The following is a 15,221-nucleotide window of genomic DNA, read 5'->3' on the forward strand; positions in this document are numbered from 1 at the left end:
GCCCGTACCGGCTCCGGCCGTTACACCGCGCTGCCGGCGGCCCGTTCCCGGGCCTCCTGGCGGTCCAGTTCCCGGTCCATCCGGCGGGCCTCCCGCTCGGACTGCCGGACCCACTGCACCACGAGCACGGCGAGCATGGTCACGCTGACGAACTCGCCGCCGGCCCAGAGGATGCCGCCGGCCACCTTCTGATCGTTCCACGGGTCGGACCAGGCCAGCGCCAGCGAGGGGTACCAGTCGCCGCCGAAGAGCGTGGTGCTCTGCATCACCGTGAGCCCGAGCACGGTGTGGAACGGCACCGAGAGCACCATCAGCAGGGCCCGGGCCGGGTACGGCCAGCGGCCGGGCAGCGGGTCGAGCCCGACCAGCGGCCAGAAGAACAGGCAGCCGGTGAGGATGAAGTGCGCGTGCACCAGCTCGTGCCCGAACGAGTTCTCCAGGGTCCACCGGTACACCCCGGAGAAGTACAGCACGAACGGGTTGACCACGAAGATCGCGTACGCGAAGAGCGGGAAGGTGACGACCTTCGCCACCCGGCTGTGCAGCACCGCGAGCAGCCGCTTGCGCGGCGCCTTGCCGAGGGTACGCAGTGCCAGCGTCACCGGAGCGCCGAGCGCGAGGAAGATCGGCGCGACCATCGACAGCACCATGTGCTGGACCATGTGCACCGACAGCAGGCTGGTGTCGTACGCCCCCAGTCCGCTCAGCGTCACCGAGGCGATCCCGCCGAGCCCCGGCCCGAGGAAGAGCACGGTACGCAGCACCGGCCAGGAGTGCCCGCGCACCCGCAGCCGGTGTACGCCGTACAGGTAGAGCCCGGCGGCCAGCACCAGGCCGACGGCGAGCCAGCTGTTCAGGGTGGCCTCGGTGAAGATGGCGGAGACGGTGAACGGTGCCGTCTCGGCGCCCCCACCGGCGAGAACGGCCGGTGGCGGGAGCACCGCCGAGGCGGATGCGGGATCGAGGTGCAGCACGTTTTTCAGGCTAGGCCAGACGAAGCGGGCGAGGCACGTCACCCCGTCCGACGAGGCAGTTAGGCCACCCCGACGATGGCCGATGCCGATCAGGGGCAATAATGACCGCGTGACTGCGGCCTCAGCCATTGACAAGAGCCGGATCCACTCGCTGACCCGACCCAACATGGTCAGCGTCGGGACGATCGTGTGGCTCTCGAGCGAACTCATGTTCTTCGCGGCGTTGTTCGCGATGTACTTCTCCATCCGGGCGGCGGCGCCCGAGCAGTGGGAGAAGCACACCGAGGCACTGAACATCCCGTACGCGACGACGTTCACGGTGATCCTGGTGCTGTCCTCGGTCACCTGCCAGATCGGCGTCTTCGCCGCGGAGCGGGGTGACGTGCACGCGCTGCGCCGCTGGTTCACGCTCACCTTCGTGATGGGCCTGATCTTCGTCCTGGGTCAGCTCAACGAGTACCGCGAGCTGGTACACGAGGGGGTGAAGATCAACGCGGACGGGTACGGCTCGGTCTTCTACCTGACCACCGGCTTCCACGCGCTGCACGTGACCGGCGGTCTGGTCGCCTTCATCATCTTCATGATCCGGACCACCATGGGCCGGTTCACCCCGGCGCAGGCGACCTCGGCGATCGTCGTCTCCTATTACTGGCACTTCGTCGACGTGGTCTGGATCGCGCTCTACGGCATGATCTACTGGCTTCAGTGATCTTGGTCATGTCACGTTCCGCCCCGTTGCCCCGTCCCTGAGACAAGGTCGAGAAAACCGTTAAGGACACAGGCCATGACTTCTGACACCCCCGGCGGCAACCGCTCCCGCGGGCTGCTCTCGCGGTTGCGCCGCGCGCGGTCGAGGCCGCGCGGCAGGGCCCGCCGTCGACTGGGCGCCGCGGTCCGGTTACTGGCCGCGCTCTTCCTGGCCGGCGGCGCCTACACCGTCTTCGCGCCGGGGCTGCAGGCGCAGGACACCCCCCAGCTCACCTCGGCGGCTCAGGAAGGCAAGGCGCTCTTCGACACGAGCTGCGTGACCTGCCACGGCCGCAACGCGCAGGGCGTCGAGGGACGCGGACCGAGCCTGATCGGCGTCGGTGCCGCGTCCGTGGAGTTCCAGGTGGGCACCGGCCGGATGCCGCTGGCCCGGCAGGAGGCCCAGGCCGAGTCGAAGCCGCCGGTCTTCAACGCCGACCAGACCACCCAGCTCTCGCAGTACGTGCAGGAACTCGGCGGCGGGCCGCAGCTTCCCGAGGGCGACAACCTGCACCGCGGCGGCGACGTGGCCGAGGGCGGCCGGCTGTTCCGGATCAACTGCTCCTCCTGCCACACCTTCGGTGGCGGCGGCGGCGCGCTCTCCTCCGGCAAGTTCGCCCCGGACATCAAGTCCGCCGACGACCGGCAGATCTACGCCGCGATGCTCACCGGACCGCAGAACATGCCGGTCTTCGGTGACAACCAACTCCGGCCGGAGCAGAAGGCCGACATCATCGCGTACGTCCAGCAGACGCTGGCCGAGGACCGCGACCCGGGTGGGCTGAACCTGGGCCGGCTCGGCCCGGCCACCGAGGGTGTGGCGATCTTCCTGGTCGGCATCGTCGCGCTGGTCTTCGCCGCGCTGTGGATTGCGGGGAAGTCATGAGCGAGCGCAGCGAGCGAATCAGCATGCTCAGTGCGGATGAGCCTCATGGCGAGCCGGAGCGAAGCGGAGGATCGGCATGAGCACTCGTACCGACGGACACGCCGTCAGCACCAGCGACGCGATCGACGTGAACGACCCGGAGGTCTCCCGGTTCGACATCGTCCGGGAGGGCGCCCGGCGGGACGACATCGAGATCGTCCACTACGAGGCCCAGTTCCCGGTGCCCGGCACCAAGGCCGAGCGCCGGATCACCCGGGTCATCGCCGCGATGTTCCTGCTGGTCGGGCTCTTCGCCACCGCGTTCGTGGTGGCGTACATCTGGTGGCCCTGGCAGTACAAGCCGGGCACCGGCGCCGGCAAGCTCTACACCCCGATCCTCGGCCTGACCCTCGGCCTGGCCCTGCTGCTGGTCGGCTTCGGCATCCTGGCCTGGGGCAAGAAGCTGCTGCCGAAGGAGGTGTCGATCCAGGATCGGCACATCGAGCCGGCCAGCGACGAGGAACGCAAGATCACCGGTAACACGCTCGTCTACATGGCCGACGAGCTGGGCGTACGCCGCCGGCCGCTGCTCGGCGTCTCGCTGCTGGCCGGTCTGGCCCCGGTGGGCGCGGTCGCTGCGGCACCGCTGATCGGTGGCCTGATCGAGCAGCCGCACAAGAACAACCAGTACTTCACCACCGGCTGGAAGCCCATCGACGGCAAGCTGATCCACCTGACCCACCACGACGGCACCCCGGTACGCCCCGAGGACGTCAGCCCCGGCGGTCAGATCACCGTCTTCCCCGGTATCGAGGGCGGCGCCACCAACAAGCACGCCGACTCCCCGGTCCTGCTGATCCACCTGCGGGAGGACGACGCGACCGAGGCGAAGGCGGCCAACGACCGGGACGGCAAGCAGAACTTCATGTGGGGCAACTACATCGCCTACTCGAAGATCTGCACCCACGCCGGCTGCCCGGCCAGCCTCTACGAGCAGCAGACCAACCGGCTGCTCTGCCCGTGCCACCAGTCCCAGTTCCTGATCACCGACAACGCCCGCCCGATCTTCGGACCCGCGAGCCGGCGGCTTCCTCAGCTTCCCCTGACCGTTGAGGAAGGCTTCTTCGTCGCGCAGTCCGACTTCACCGAGACCGTCGGGCCCGACTTCTGGGAGCGGCCATGAAGCGTCGTAGGTTCGATCTGGCGGCGGTGCCGGGCAAGGCGGCCCGGGAGGTCGACGACCGGCTCCAGGTGAACACCCCGCTGCGGTCCCTGCTCAACAAGGTCTTCCCGGACCACTGGTCGTTCCTGCTGGGTGAGATCGCGCTCTTCTCGTTCGTCGTGCTGCTGCTGACCGGCGTCTACCTGACGCTGTTCTTCGAGCCGTCGCTGCGCGAGGTCACCTACGACGGCAGCTACCGGCCGTTGCAGGGCACCCACATGTCCGCCGCCTACGCCTCGACGCTGGACATCTCGTTCGACGTCCGTGGCGGCCTGGTCATGCGGCAGATGCACCACTGGGCGGCGCTGCTGTTCATGGCGTCGATCATCGTGCACATGATGCGGATCTTCTTCACCGGAGCGTTCCGCAAGCCGCGCGAGCTGAACTGGATGATCGGCTACCTGCTCTTCTGGGTCGGCTTCCTGGCCGGGTTCACCGGGTACTCGATCCCGGACGACGGGCTCTCCGGCACCGGGTTGCGGATCGCCTCGGGCATCATTCTGTCGATCCCCGTGATCGGCACCTGGGCCGCGACGGCGGCCTTCGCCGGGGAGTTCCCGGGCGAGATCATCATCAGCCGGTTCTTCATCCTGCACGTGCTGCTGATCCCGGCCCTGCTGGTGGGTCTGATCAGCGCACACCTCGGACTGGTCTTCAAGCAGAAGCACACCCAGTGGCCCGGCCCTGGCCGGACCAACTCGAACGTGGTCGGCGAGCGGATGTTCCCGCGCTACGCGCTCAAGCAGGGCGGCTTCTTCATGATCGTCTTCGGGGTGATCGCGCTGCTCGGCGGGCTCGTCCAGATCAACCCGATCTGGCTGTTCGGCCCGTACGAGGCCGGCGTGGTCTCCGCGGCCAGCCAGCCCGACTGGTACGTGATGTTCCTGGACGGGTCGACCCGGTTGATGCCACCGTGGCAGATCAACATCCCGATCGGCGACGGCTACGTCATCCCGCCGCTGTTCTGGCCCACCGTCGTGCTGCCGGGCCTGATGACCATGATCCCGCTGTTCTACCCGTTCATCGAGGCACGGCTGAACCGGGACCGGGCGATCCACAACCTGCTCCAGCGCCCGCGCGACGTTCCCGGCCGTACCGCCCTCGGTGCGATGGCGGTGTCGTTCTGGCTGGTGCTGACGCTCTCCGGCGCCAACGACGTGATCGCGGACAAGTTCTTCATCAGCCTGAACGCGATGACCTGGGCGGGCCGGATCGGGTTGATCGTCGTACCGCCGATCGCGTACTACGTCACCTACCGGATCTGCCTCGGCCTCCAGCAGCACGACCGGGAGGTACTGGCGCACGGCGTCGAGACCGGCATCATCCGCCGGCTGCCGAGCGGCCAGTTCGTGGAGGTGCACCAGCCGCTCGGCCGGACCGACGACCACGGCCACGGCGAGCTGGAGTACGTCGGCTGGGTGGTGCCGAAGAAGATGAACCGGCTCGGCGCGCTCGGCCCGGCGATCCGGGGCTTCTTCTACCCGATCGAGAAGCCGGCCGAGGCGCCGGTCTCGCCCGGTCACCCGCCGGTCGAGCCGCGCCCCGAGCGCGAGGAGATCGGCAGCGGCGAGCGCCGCTGAGCAGTACACGCCACACGTGGCGCCCGCCGGATTTCCGGCGGGCGCCACGCTCGTTTCGGGGCCGATCACCGCACTTCTCCGACCCCTGTCCAGGACTTCTTCCGACCCCCTGTCCAGGTCGGAACTCTCCCGCTCCCGCCCGAGGGCGCAACGGGGCGGCGGGATCACCTCACCGGGCCGCTGTCGAGCTGGGCGCACAGACGGGGCACTCGGGCGACGAGGGGCACGCCAGGGACTCAGGGCGGCACGGTATTGCCCCGGTCTCCGGGCCGACGTACACCTGCACCGCCTCGCGGCGCCGGGACGCCCGGAGCGGCCTGCGGCGGGGTGGCCTCCGCCGGTGGGCGCACAGACGGGGCAGCTCGACAGTCTCTCCGCCGCAACCTATCCGGCCGAGCCGGTCCCGGTCAGAGCCCCGGTCGGCACCGGCCCGAGCCGATTTCGGTCGGTACCGGCCTGGACCGCCCGGCCACACTGCCGGCCGGCTTCCGGAGGGCGGCACAGGTGGACAGGCCAACCGGGACGGGCCTGGGCGGTCCGTCGGCCGCCAGGGCATACCCCGGGTACCCCCCGAAGCAGGTCTCCGCCGTACGGCCGGTTCAGCAGGGCCGACGGGGGCCGTACGACGACGACCCGCAGCCCTGGACAGGGGCTACGGGTCGTCGGGAAGACGCGCGAGGGCGGGGCGGGTCAGTGCTCCGCGGTGCGCCGGGTGCCGGAGTAGTACTCGAAGAGCAGGCCGCAGGCGCCGAAGATCACCGCGATCATGCCGGTGGCGATCAGCCACCACTGCCAGAACACCAGGCCCAGGCCGGCGACGGTGGCGGCGAGGGCCAGCCCGAACGGCCAGTAGCTGCCCGGGCTGAAGAAGCCGACCTCACCCGCGCCGTCGGAGACCTCGGCGTCCGGCCGGTCCTCCGGACGCGGGTCGATCCGCCGCGAGACGAACCAGAAGAAGCCGCCGCACATCGCGGTGAGCAGGAACGACAGCGCGAGCGCGACCGTACCGATCCACTCGACGCGGCCGTCCGCGCCGGCCGTCCACAGCCCGTAGACGACCCCGGCGATCGCCAGGAAGAGCGAGACGATGCCGAACAGCTTCCATTCGGTCTTCATTTAGCGCTCCTCAGCTTCCCGCGCTCGCGTTACCGAAGTTGTTGACGTCCCGTCGGGTCTCGAACGGCCGGGTCTTCTGGGCCAACGGTTCCTCGCCGATCGAGACCAGGGCGTCCTGGGTCGACTGGCCGCCCCGCTTCGCCTCGATGAACCGGTCGTACTCCTCGGGCGACACGACCCGCAGCTCGAAGTTCATCATCGAGTGGTACGTGCCGCACAGTTCGGCGCAGCGGCCGACGAACGCGCCCTCGGTGTCCAGGCTCGTCACCTCGAAGACGTTGCGCACGTTGCCGGGGAAGACGTCCCGCTTGAAGAGCATCTCCGGCACCCAGAACGAGTGGATGACGTCCCTGCTGGTCTCCTCGAACCGGATGCTCCGGCCGGTCGGCAGCACCAGCACCGGGATCACCTCGGTGGTGCCCAGCGTGGAGGCGATCGTCTCGGCGTTGTCCTGGCTGTCCGGCGCGGACCGGTAGTTGAACTGCCAGTTCCACTTGAACGCGACCACCTCGACGGTCACGTCCGGGTTGGTGCTGGTCTTGTTCACCCCGGTCTGCACGATCGCCGTGTAGTAGAAGAGCACGGCGACGACCAGGATCGGCGCGATGGTGTAGAGGAACTCCATCGGCATGTTGAACCGGGTCTGCACCGGCAGCGCCTCGCCCCGCTTGCGGTAGCGGATGACGCACCAGAAGATCAGGCCCCAGACGAAGACGCCGACCGCCAGCGCGGCGATGGTCGAGCCGATCCAGAGGTCGTACATGCGGTGGGACTCGGGGCTGATGCCGCCCTGCGGCCAGCCGAACCCGTCGAACGTCCGGCCGACGTCACAGCCGGTCAGCAGGGCGAGCAGCGCGGCGCCACCGGCTCCGAGCCCGGCCAGCCGACCCACCGACGGGCGCGTGCCGCGCCCTCGGGCGTCCCGGGGACTGCTCTGCCGTACGGCCGACGGCCGTACCTCCGAACCCCTTGCGACCACCTGGTCCTGCCTCCCTAGCGCGCCGCGGCGTCCGGATTGTCGACACCGGCGGCAAAGGCGTCACCGACGGTCGCAGATTACTCGACCTGCGTCGGCTGGACGGCCTTGGGGTCCGCGTCCCCACTCCGCCGGGGGATCTTGCCCGATCCCGTCCCGCGCTACGGTTTGCTGGTGAGCGAGCCTCCGGCGTACTTCGACGCGGCCTCGGCCGCACCATTACACCCGGTAGCCCGGCAGGCGATGCTCGCCGCCCTGGAGGACGGCTGGGCCGATCCGGCCCGTCTCTACGCGCCGGCCCGCCGGGCCCGCCAGCTCCTCGACGCGGCGCGGGCGGCCACCGCCGAGGTGCTCGGGGTACGCCCCGACGAACTCTCCTTCACCCCCAGCGGTACGGCCGCGGCGCACGCCGCCGTGCTCGGCGGGCTGGCCGGGCGCCGCCGGGCGGGCGGCACCCTGGTGCACTCGGCGATCGAGCACTCGGCGGTGCTGCACGCGGCGGAACGGCACGTGGCCGCCGGAGGTTCCGCCACCGGGATCCCGGTGGACCGGGCCGGCAGCCTCGACCTCGACGCCTGGTCGGCGGCGGTGGCCGGCCCCGGGGTGGCGCTGGCCACACTGATCAGCGCCAGCCACGAGGTGGGTACGGTGCAGCCGGTGGCCGAGGCGGCGCGGGCCTGCGCGGCGGCCGGGGTGCCGCTGTACGTCGACGCCGCCCAGTCGGTGGGCCGGATTCCGGTGCCGGCGGGCTGGTCGATCCTCTCCGCCAGCGCACACAAGTGGGGCGGCCCGCCCGGGGTCGGGCTGCTGGTGGTGCGCAAGGGCACCCGCTGGGAGTCGCCCTATCCGGCCGACGAGCGGGAGGCCGGCCGTACCCCCGGGGTCGGCAACCTGCCGGCGATCGTGGCGGCGGCGGCCGCGCTGCGGGCGGTGCACGCGGAGGCGGTCGCCGAGGCGGCCAGGCTCGGCCCGCTGGTGGACCGGATCCGGGCGACCGTGGCGGCGACGGTGCCGGACGTGGAGGTGGTCGGCGACCCCGTCGACCGGCTGCCGCACCTGGTCACCTTCTCCTGCCTCTACGTCGACGGCGAGGCGCTGCTGCACGCCCTGGACCGGCGCGGCTTCGCCGTCTCGTCCGGCTCCTCCTGCACCTCCTCCACGCTGCGCCCCTCGCACGTGCTGGAGGCGATGGGGGTGCTCTCGCACGGCAACGTGCGGCTCTCGCTGCACCGGGAGAGCACCGAGGCGGAGGTGGACCGGTTCCTGGCCGAACTGCCGGGGATCGTGGCCGGGCTGCGCGCCGAGGCCGGGGTGGTCGGCCTCTGAACGGGGTGCGGCGGGGCGCGGTTGGCGCGGCGTCGCCGGCATCGGACAATCGCCGGAAGGCCGACGGCGAGGCGGACGGGCGTACGCGAGTGCGGGGAGGTCAGCGGTGAACGGGCCGGATGACGTGGTCGACTGTCTCGGCCAGCGCTGCCCGCTGCCGGTCATCGCGGCGGCCCGACGGCTGCCCGAACTGCCGGTCGGCGGTGTGCTCCGGGTACTCGCCGACGATCCGGCCGCCGCGATAGACATTCCGGCCTGGTGCCGGATGCGGGGGCAGGAGCTGGTCGGCACCTCGACCGTCGACGGCTCTCCCGCGTACGACATCCGCCGCGCGCACTGACCGAAGACGGCCCAGCCGCGTCGGCAGGCCGGCGGCGGTCACCGGGTCGGTGACCCGGGCCGGCCGTCGACCGCCGCGGGAACCGTCCCGCGCCGCCCCGGCCGGCCCCGGGCCGGTGACGCCTCAGTTCAGGTGCTGCCGGACCTCCTCGGCGGCCTGGTCGCCGTAGGACTCGGCGAGGCGCTTGACGAAGAGGTCGGCGCGGACCTCGTACTCCTGGGTGCCGACCGTCTCCAGCACCAGCGTGGCGAGCAGCGAGCCGATCTGGGCCGACCGCTCCAGGCCGAGTCCCCAGGAGAGGCCGGCGAAAAAGCCGGCCCGGAACCCGTCGCCCACCCCGGTCGGGTCGGACGCCTGCATCTCGCGGGCGATCGGCACGTGGATCCGCTCGATGTCCCGGCCGACGATCTCGACGCCGTCCTTGCCCAGCGTGGTCACCCGGATCTTGACCCGGTCCAGCAACTGGTCGTCGGTCAGCCCGGCCTTGCTCTGCAACAGCGACTTCTCGTACTCGTTGGTCAGCAGGTAGTCCGCACCCTCGACCAGCCCGAGTACGGCGGAGCCGTCCATCCGGGCGAGCTGCTGCGACGGGTCGGCGGCGAAGGCGTACCCCCGCTGGCGGCACTCCTCGGAGTGCCGCAGCATCGCGTCCGGGTCGTTGGCGCTGACCAGGACCAGGTCGAGCCCGCCGACCCGGTCGGCGACCGGGGCCAGCTCGATGTTGCGGGCCTCGCTCATCGCACCGGCGTAGAAGGAGGCGATCTGGCACATCTCGGTGTCGGTGGTGCAGACGAACCGGGCCGTGTGGGCGACCTCGCTGACGTGCACCGAGGCGCAGTCGACACCGTGCCGTTCCAGCCAGGAGCGGTAGTCGTCGAAGTCGGCGCCGACCGCGCCGAGCAGCACCGGCCGCAGCCCGAGCTGCGCCATCCCGAAGGCGATGTTGGCGGCCACCCCGCCCCGGCGGAGCACCAACTCGTCGACGAGGAAGGAGAGCGAGACCTTGTGCAGCTGGTCGGCGATGAACTGATCGGCGAACCGGCCCGGGAAGTGCATCAGGTGGTCGGTGGCGATCGAGCCGGTGACGGCGATCTTCATGTCGGCCCTCAGGAGTCGGGAACGGAATTACGGCCGGGTCAGCCTACCGGTCCGCCGTCCGCCACGTCCCCGATCGATCGGGTACCAGCCACCGCGTCGTCACCCACTGCTCGCCGCTCGGCAACCCTGGGCAGTCGCCCGTCCGGCCCGCTCGATGGCGGGTACCCCGGAAACACCGAACGGGCCGTCCCCGGCGCGGCGGCGTGACGGACTCTCCGGGTAAACGTCACGCCGCCCGCGCGGGACGACCCGCTCAGGACACCAGTATGTAGCTGTTGATCGGGATGTTTCGGCTGAAACCGGAACAAAGCACCGATCAGTGGAACGAATCACCGCAGGCGCACGAGTTCTGCGCGTTCGGGTTGTCGATGGTGAAGCCCTGGGCGTCGATCCGGTCGGCGAAGTCGATGGTGGCGCCGGTCAGGTAGGGCGCGCTCATCCGGTCGACGACGACCTCGACCCCGCCGAAGCCGCTGACCACGTCACCGTCGAGCGAACGCTCGTCGAAGAAGAGCTGGTAACGCAGGCCGGAGCAGCCACCCGGCTGCACTGCGACCCGCAGCCGCAGGTCGTCGCGGCCCTCCTGCTCGATCAGGGCCTTCACCTTCTGCGCCGCGACGTCGGTCAGGACGATGCTGCTCGGAGCGGTCTCCGCGGTCGACTCGGTCTGCGCTGGCGTTGTCACGATGAAAGTCTCCCCTGCGCCGGTGCGATGGTTGTCCGTACTGGCCAACGCTAGCGGGCTGGCCGATGATTCCCAATGCGGGTGCGAAATTCGATTCTAGGCCGGTGCGACGCAGGTCACCCCCGGTCGGGTGGAACCGGTCCCGGCGTGCCGGATCGTCCGGTCCGGTGTGACGAATGTGACGAACGCCCCAGAGCGCCCCGGCAGGCCCTCATCATCGACTCCACTGGCCGGCCAGCCGGGCGGCCAGGGCCCGCAGGCCCTCCGCCGGACGCTCCATTGCCCGCTCGACACCGCCGTGCGGCTCCCCGCCGAAGTGCTCCACCAGGCTGTACGCCTCGGTCACCCCGGCGGCCGCCGACTCGCGCCGCCCGGCGCTGACCCGGCCGGCCAGCACCACGCACGGCACCCCACGGTCCCGGGCCGCCCCGGCGACCCCGGCCACCACCTTGCCGCGCAGCGACTGATGGTCGAAGGAGCCCTCCCCGGTGATCACCAGGTCGGCCTCGTCGTAGGCGGCGTCCAGCCCGGTCAGCCGGGTGACCAGGTCGATACCGGACTCGCACCGGCCGCCGAGGGCGAACAGCGCCGCGCCGAGGCCACCGGCCGCGCCGGCACCGGGCAGCCCGGCCAGCCCGGATGGGCAGCCGGGCAGGTCCCGCTCCAACACCTCGGCGAACCGCCGCAGCGCGTCGTCGAGCAGGAGTACGTCCTCCCGGGAGGCGCCCTTCTGCGGGCCGAAGACGTTCGACGCCCCGGTCAGCCCGGTCAACGGGTTGTCCACGTCGGTGGCGGCGACCAGTTCCATGCCCCGCAGTTGCGGCCGGCCGACCAGCCCCTCGACGGCGCGCAGCGCGGCTCCGCCGTACGGGAGAGCCGTTCCTGAGGCGTCCACCGGTACGGCGTTCAGCGCGGCGAGCAGCCCCGCGCCGCCGTCGTTCACGGCCGAGCCGCCCAGCCCGACCACGGCACGCCGGGCCCCGGCCTCGGCGGCGGTGGCGAGCAGCGCGCCGAGCCCGTACGAGCTGGTCCGCAGCGGGTCGCGTTCGTCCGGGGCGAGCAGGTGCAGGCCGCACGCCTGGGCGCTCTCCACGTACGCCGTACCGCCGTCGGCGGTCAGCAGGATCTCGCCCTCGACCGGCCGGCCCAGCGGGTCGACGGTGCGGACCGGTACCCGGCGACCCGGCAGGGCGGCGGCGAGCACCTCCACGAAACCCGGCCCGCCGTCGGAAAGCGGACGCGACACCAACTCGTCTCCGGGAGCGACCTCCCGCCAGCCGTCCCGGACCGCCTCGGCCACCTGGCGGGCGGAAAGGGTGCCGGCAAACTTGTCCGGACAGATCAGGATCCGCATGGATCACGAGTGTGGCAGCCCACATCGGCGCGACCGGAAAGCGGCCCCCGCTGTGGAAGCATGGGTACGTGACTTCGACCTGGGTAGAGCCGTCCAGCACCGCAACCGCCCTGCTGCTGCTCGGCCAGGGCGCCGACCCGGCCAGCGAGCGCGGGGTCGACTGTCCCGGCGAGTTGCCGCCGCCGAGCGACCCGAACCTGGTCGCCCGGGCCACGGCGGCGAAGGCGGCGCTCGGCGACCGGGTGTTCGTGCTCGGCCACCACTACCAGCGCGACGAGGTCATCCAGTTCGCCGACGTGACCGGCGACTCGTTCAAGCTGGCCCGCGAGGCCGCCGCCCGGCCGGACGCGGAGTACATCGTCTTCTGCGGCGTGCACTTCATGGCCGAGAGCGCCGACATCCTCACCACCTCCGCCCAGCAGGTGGTGCTGCCGGACCTGGCCGCCGGCTGCTCGATGGCGGACATGGCGGCGCTGCCGCAGGTGGAGGCGGCCTGGGAGGCGCTGGAGGAGCTGGGAGTGGCCGGCTCGACGGTGCCGGTGACGTACATGAACTCCTCGGCCGACATCAAGGGCTTCGTCGGCCGGCACGGCGGTGTGGTCTGCACCTCGTCGAACGCCGAACGGGCGCTGCGCTGGGCGTTCGAGCGGGGCCAGCGGGTGCTCTTCCTGCCCGACCAGCACCTGGGCCGGAACACGGCGGTGCTGAAGATGGGCCTGGACGCCGACGACTGCGTGCTCTACGACCCGCACAAGCCGGGTGGCGGGCTGACCGCCAAGCAGCTCCGGGAAGCGAAGATGATCCTGTGGCGGGGGCACTGCTCGGTGCACGGCCGGTTCACCAGGAGCAGCGTCGACGAGGTCCGGATGCGGGTGCCCGGGGTGAACGTGCTGGTCCACCCCGAGTGCCGGTACGACGTGGTGACCGCCGCCGACTACGTCGGTTCGACGGAATACATCATCGACACCATCGAGGCGGCGCCGGCCGGCTCGGCCTGGGCGGTCGGCACGGAGTTGAACCTGGTCCGGCGGCTGGCCAACGCGCACCCGGACAAGCAGGTCATGTTCCTGGACCGGACCGTCTGCTACTGCTCGACGATGAACCGGATCGACCTGCCGCACCTGGTCTGGTCGCTGGAGGAGCTGGTCGCGGGCCGGGTCCCGAACCAGATCACCGTGGACCCGGACACCGCGCACCACGCCCGGGTGGCGCTGGACCAGATGCTGGCCCTGCCGTAGCGGCTCCAAACGACTACTGACAGTGATCGGCAGGGTACGGATTCCTGCCACTGTCCCCGTTTCGTGCCATCCGTTGCGCGGTGACCGCTCTTTTTTCGTCACCGAGCGCTATGCTGCCCGAGGCCGTGACAGAGCCGGGTCGGGACGCGCACACCACGCCGCGCCCGCCCAGCCACGGGGGGCAACGGCAGTGTGGACCGGATGGTTCACCCTCGCGGACAGCATCGACGTAGAGCAGCAGCATCGACCCGCTGGAGGTTGCGTTGACCGACGACGTCCTGGTCGTACACGGAGGTACGCCCCTTTCCGGGCAGATCCGGGTGCGCGGCGCGAAGAATCTCGTCTCCAAGGCGATGGTCGCCGCCCTGCTCGGTGACGAACCCAGCCGCCTCTTCGACGTACCGCGGATCCGCGACGTCGAGGTGGTCCGGGGGCTGCTCGAACTGCACGGGGTCAAGGTCACCGACGGCGCCGAGGACGGCGAACTGGTCTTCGACCCGGCCAACGTCGAGAGCGCCAGCACGGACGAGATCAACGTGCACGCCGGGTCGAGCCGGATCCCGATCCTGTTCTGCGGTCCACTGCTGCACCGGCTCGGCCACGCGTTCATCCCCGACCTGGGCGGCTGCCACATCGGCCCCCGCCCGATCGACTTCCACATCCAGGCGCTCCGGCAGTTCGGCGCGGTGGTGGACAAGGCGCCCGAGGGGATGCACCTGACCGCGCCGACCGGGCTGCACGGGACCAAGTTCGAGCTGCCGTACCCGAGTGTGGGCGCCACCGAGCAGGTGCTGCTGACGGCAGTGCTGGCCGAGGGCGTCACCGAGCTGCGCAACGCGGCCGTCGAGCCGGAGATCATCGACCTGATCTGCGTACTCCAGAAGATGGGCGCGATCATCAAGGTGCACACCGACCGGGTGATCGAGATCCAGGGCGTACCCCGACTGGGCGGTTACACGCACCGGCCGATCCCGGACCGGATCGAGGCGGCGAGCTGGGCCGCCGCCGCGCTGGCCACCGGTGGCCGGGTCGAGGTGCTCGGTGCCGAGCAGGCCGACATGATGACCTTCCTCAACGTCTTCCGCTCGGTCGGCGGGGCGTACGAGGTGACCGACACCCGGCCGCCCCGGCAGGGCAGCCCGGGCCAGGAGGGCGGGATCCGGTTCTGGCACCCCGGCGGCGAACTGCGGGCGGTGGCGCTGGAAACGGACGTACACCCGGGGTTCATGACCGACTGGCAGCAGCCGCTGGTGGTCGCGCTGACCCAGGCCCGGGGCCTGTCGATCGTGCACGAGACGGTGTACGAGCAGCGGCTCGGCTACACCGAGGCGCTGAACAAGATGGGCGCCACCATCCAGGTCTACCGGGACTGCCTCGGCGGTACCCCCTGCCGGTTCGGCCGGCGCAACTTCAAGCACTCGGCGGTGATCGCCGGGCCGTCCAAGCTGCACGCCGCCGACCTGGTCATCCCCGACCTGCGGGCCGGGTTCAGCCACCTGATCGCCGCGCTGGCCGCCGAGGGCACCTCCCGGGTCTACGGCGTGGATCTGATCAACCGTGGCTACGAGGACTTCGAGGCCAAGCTCGCCGCCCTCGGCGCGCACGTCGAGCGCCCGTAGCCGGCACGGAAGGGCCGAACGCCGAAACGCCAGGACCGGACGCCGGGCCCCGGACGTCCGGCTCAGGACCGGACGCCGGGC

14 protein-coding genes are annotated in these 15,221 nt (G+C 70.9%); 8 read left to right on the forward strand and 6 right to left on the reverse strand.

The genetic code is table 11. From position 1 onward, the window contains the following. Positions 1 to 20: 20 nt before the first annotated feature. Positions 21 to 974, reverse strand: a complete 954-nt coding sequence (locus Pen02_RS25265; RefSeq protein ID WP_372445664.1) for a cytochrome c oxidase assembly protein — start codon at positions 972 to 974, stop codon at positions 21 to 23. A 109-nt stretch (positions 975 to 1,083) separates the two neighbouring features. Here Pen02_RS25265 and ctaE point away from each other — a divergent pair, with 109 nt between their 5' ends. The 4 genes from ctaE (at position 1,084) to qcrB (ending at position 5,388) form a co-directional block, all read left to right on the forward strand. After that, positions 1,084 to 1,683: an aa3-type cytochrome oxidase subunit III gene (gene ctaE / locus Pen02_RS25270; protein ID WP_203868575.1), complete on the forward strand. Its 600-nt coding sequence runs from the start codon at positions 1,084 to 1,086 to the stop codon at positions 1,681 to 1,683. A gap of 75 nt (positions 1,684 to 1,758) precedes the next feature. Further along, a complete protein-coding gene (qcrC, locus tag Pen02_RS25275) occupies positions 1,759 to 2,607 on the forward strand; it encodes a cytochrome bc1 complex diheme cytochrome c subunit (RefSeq protein WP_203868576.1) in 849 nt (282 codons plus the stop codon). A gap of 76 nt (positions 2,608 to 2,683) precedes the next feature. Continuing rightward, positions 2,684 to 3,769: a cytochrome bc1 complex Rieske iron-sulfur subunit gene (qcrA, locus tag Pen02_RS25280; RefSeq protein WP_203868577.1), complete on the forward strand. Its 1,086-nt coding sequence runs from the start codon at positions 2,684 to 2,686 to the stop codon at positions 3,767 to 3,769. Next, positions 3,766 to 5,388 (forward strand): cytochrome bc1 complex cytochrome b subunit, encoded by a 1,623-nt coding sequence (gene qcrB / locus Pen02_RS25285; protein WP_203868578.1) that lies wholly within the window; start codon positions 3,766 to 3,768, stop codon positions 5,386 to 5,388. The genes qcrA and qcrB overlap by 4 nt, the downstream gene beginning before the upstream one ends. 690 nt (positions 5,389 to 6,078) lie before the next feature. On the opposite strand, the gene Pen02_RS25290 is transcribed toward qcrB, so the two are convergent. Then, entirely contained in the window at positions 6,079 to 6,504 is a 426-nt protein-coding gene (locus Pen02_RS25290; protein ID WP_203868579.1) for a cytochrome c oxidase subunit 4, read from the reverse strand. Positions 6,505 to 6,514: 10 nt separating this feature from the next. Continuing rightward, entirely contained in the window at positions 6,515 to 7,483 is a 969-nt protein-coding gene (gene ctaC, locus Pen02_RS25295) for an aa3-type cytochrome oxidase subunit II (RefSeq protein WP_203868580.1), read from the reverse strand. Positions 7,484 to 7,654: 171 nt separating this feature from the next. Here ctaC and Pen02_RS25300 point away from each other — a divergent pair, with 171 nt between their 5' ends. Both Pen02_RS25300 and Pen02_RS25305 read left to right on the forward strand, forming a co-directional pair. Beyond that, positions 7,655 to 8,806: a cysteine desulfurase family protein gene (locus Pen02_RS25300; protein WP_203868581.1), complete on the forward strand. Its 1,152-nt coding sequence runs from the start codon at positions 7,655 to 7,657 to the stop codon at positions 8,804 to 8,806. 106 nt (positions 8,807 to 8,912) lie between these two features. Beyond that, positions 8,913 to 9,146: a sulfurtransferase TusA family protein gene (locus Pen02_RS25305; RefSeq protein ID WP_203868582.1), complete on the forward strand. Its 234-nt coding sequence runs from the start codon at positions 8,913 to 8,915 to the stop codon at positions 9,144 to 9,146. 123 nt (positions 9,147 to 9,269) lie between these two features. Here Pen02_RS25305 and Pen02_RS25310 read toward each other — a convergent pair whose 3' ends face one another. The 3 genes from Pen02_RS25310 to Pen02_RS25320 all read right to left on the reverse strand — a co-directional run bounded on the left by Pen02_RS25310 (position 9,270) and on the right by Pen02_RS25320 (position 12,283). Continuing rightward, on the reverse strand, positions 9,270 to 10,244 hold the full coding sequence (locus Pen02_RS25310) for a carbohydrate kinase family protein (RefSeq protein ID WP_203868583.1): 975 nt from the start codon (positions 10,242 to 10,244) through the stop codon (positions 9,270 to 9,272). A 316-nt stretch (positions 10,245 to 10,560) separates the two neighbouring features. After that, a complete protein-coding gene (gene erpA, locus Pen02_RS25315; RefSeq protein WP_203868584.1) occupies positions 10,561 to 10,929 on the reverse strand; it encodes an iron-sulfur cluster insertion protein ErpA in 369 nt (122 codons plus the stop codon). A 214-nt stretch (positions 10,930 to 11,143) separates the two neighbouring features. Then, complete coding sequence (locus tag Pen02_RS25320) at positions 11,144 to 12,283, reverse strand: glycerate kinase family protein (RefSeq protein ID WP_203868585.1); 1,140 nt, start codon at positions 12,281 to 12,283, stop codon at positions 11,144 to 11,146. A 68-nt stretch (positions 12,284 to 12,351) separates the two neighbouring features. Between Pen02_RS25320 and nadA the strand changes: the two genes are divergently transcribed. Continuing rightward, positions 12,352 to 13,521 (forward strand): quinolinate synthase NadA, encoded by a 1,170-nt coding sequence (nadA, locus tag Pen02_RS25325; RefSeq protein WP_203868586.1) that lies wholly within the window; start codon positions 12,352 to 12,354, stop codon positions 13,519 to 13,521. Positions 13,522 to 13,784: 263 nt separating this feature from the next. Continuing rightward, positions 13,785 to 15,140, forward strand: a complete 1,356-nt coding sequence (gene murA / locus Pen02_RS25330) for a UDP-N-acetylglucosamine 1-carboxyvinyltransferase (protein WP_203868587.1) — start codon at positions 13,785 to 13,787, stop codon at positions 15,138 to 15,140. The last annotated feature ends 81 nt before the right edge of the window (positions 15,141 to 15,221 follow it).

Source organism: Plantactinospora endophytica, assembly GCF_016862915.1.
Classification (GTDB): domain Bacteria; phylum Actinomycetota; class Actinomycetes; order Mycobacteriales; family Micromonosporaceae; genus Plantactinospora; species Plantactinospora endophytica.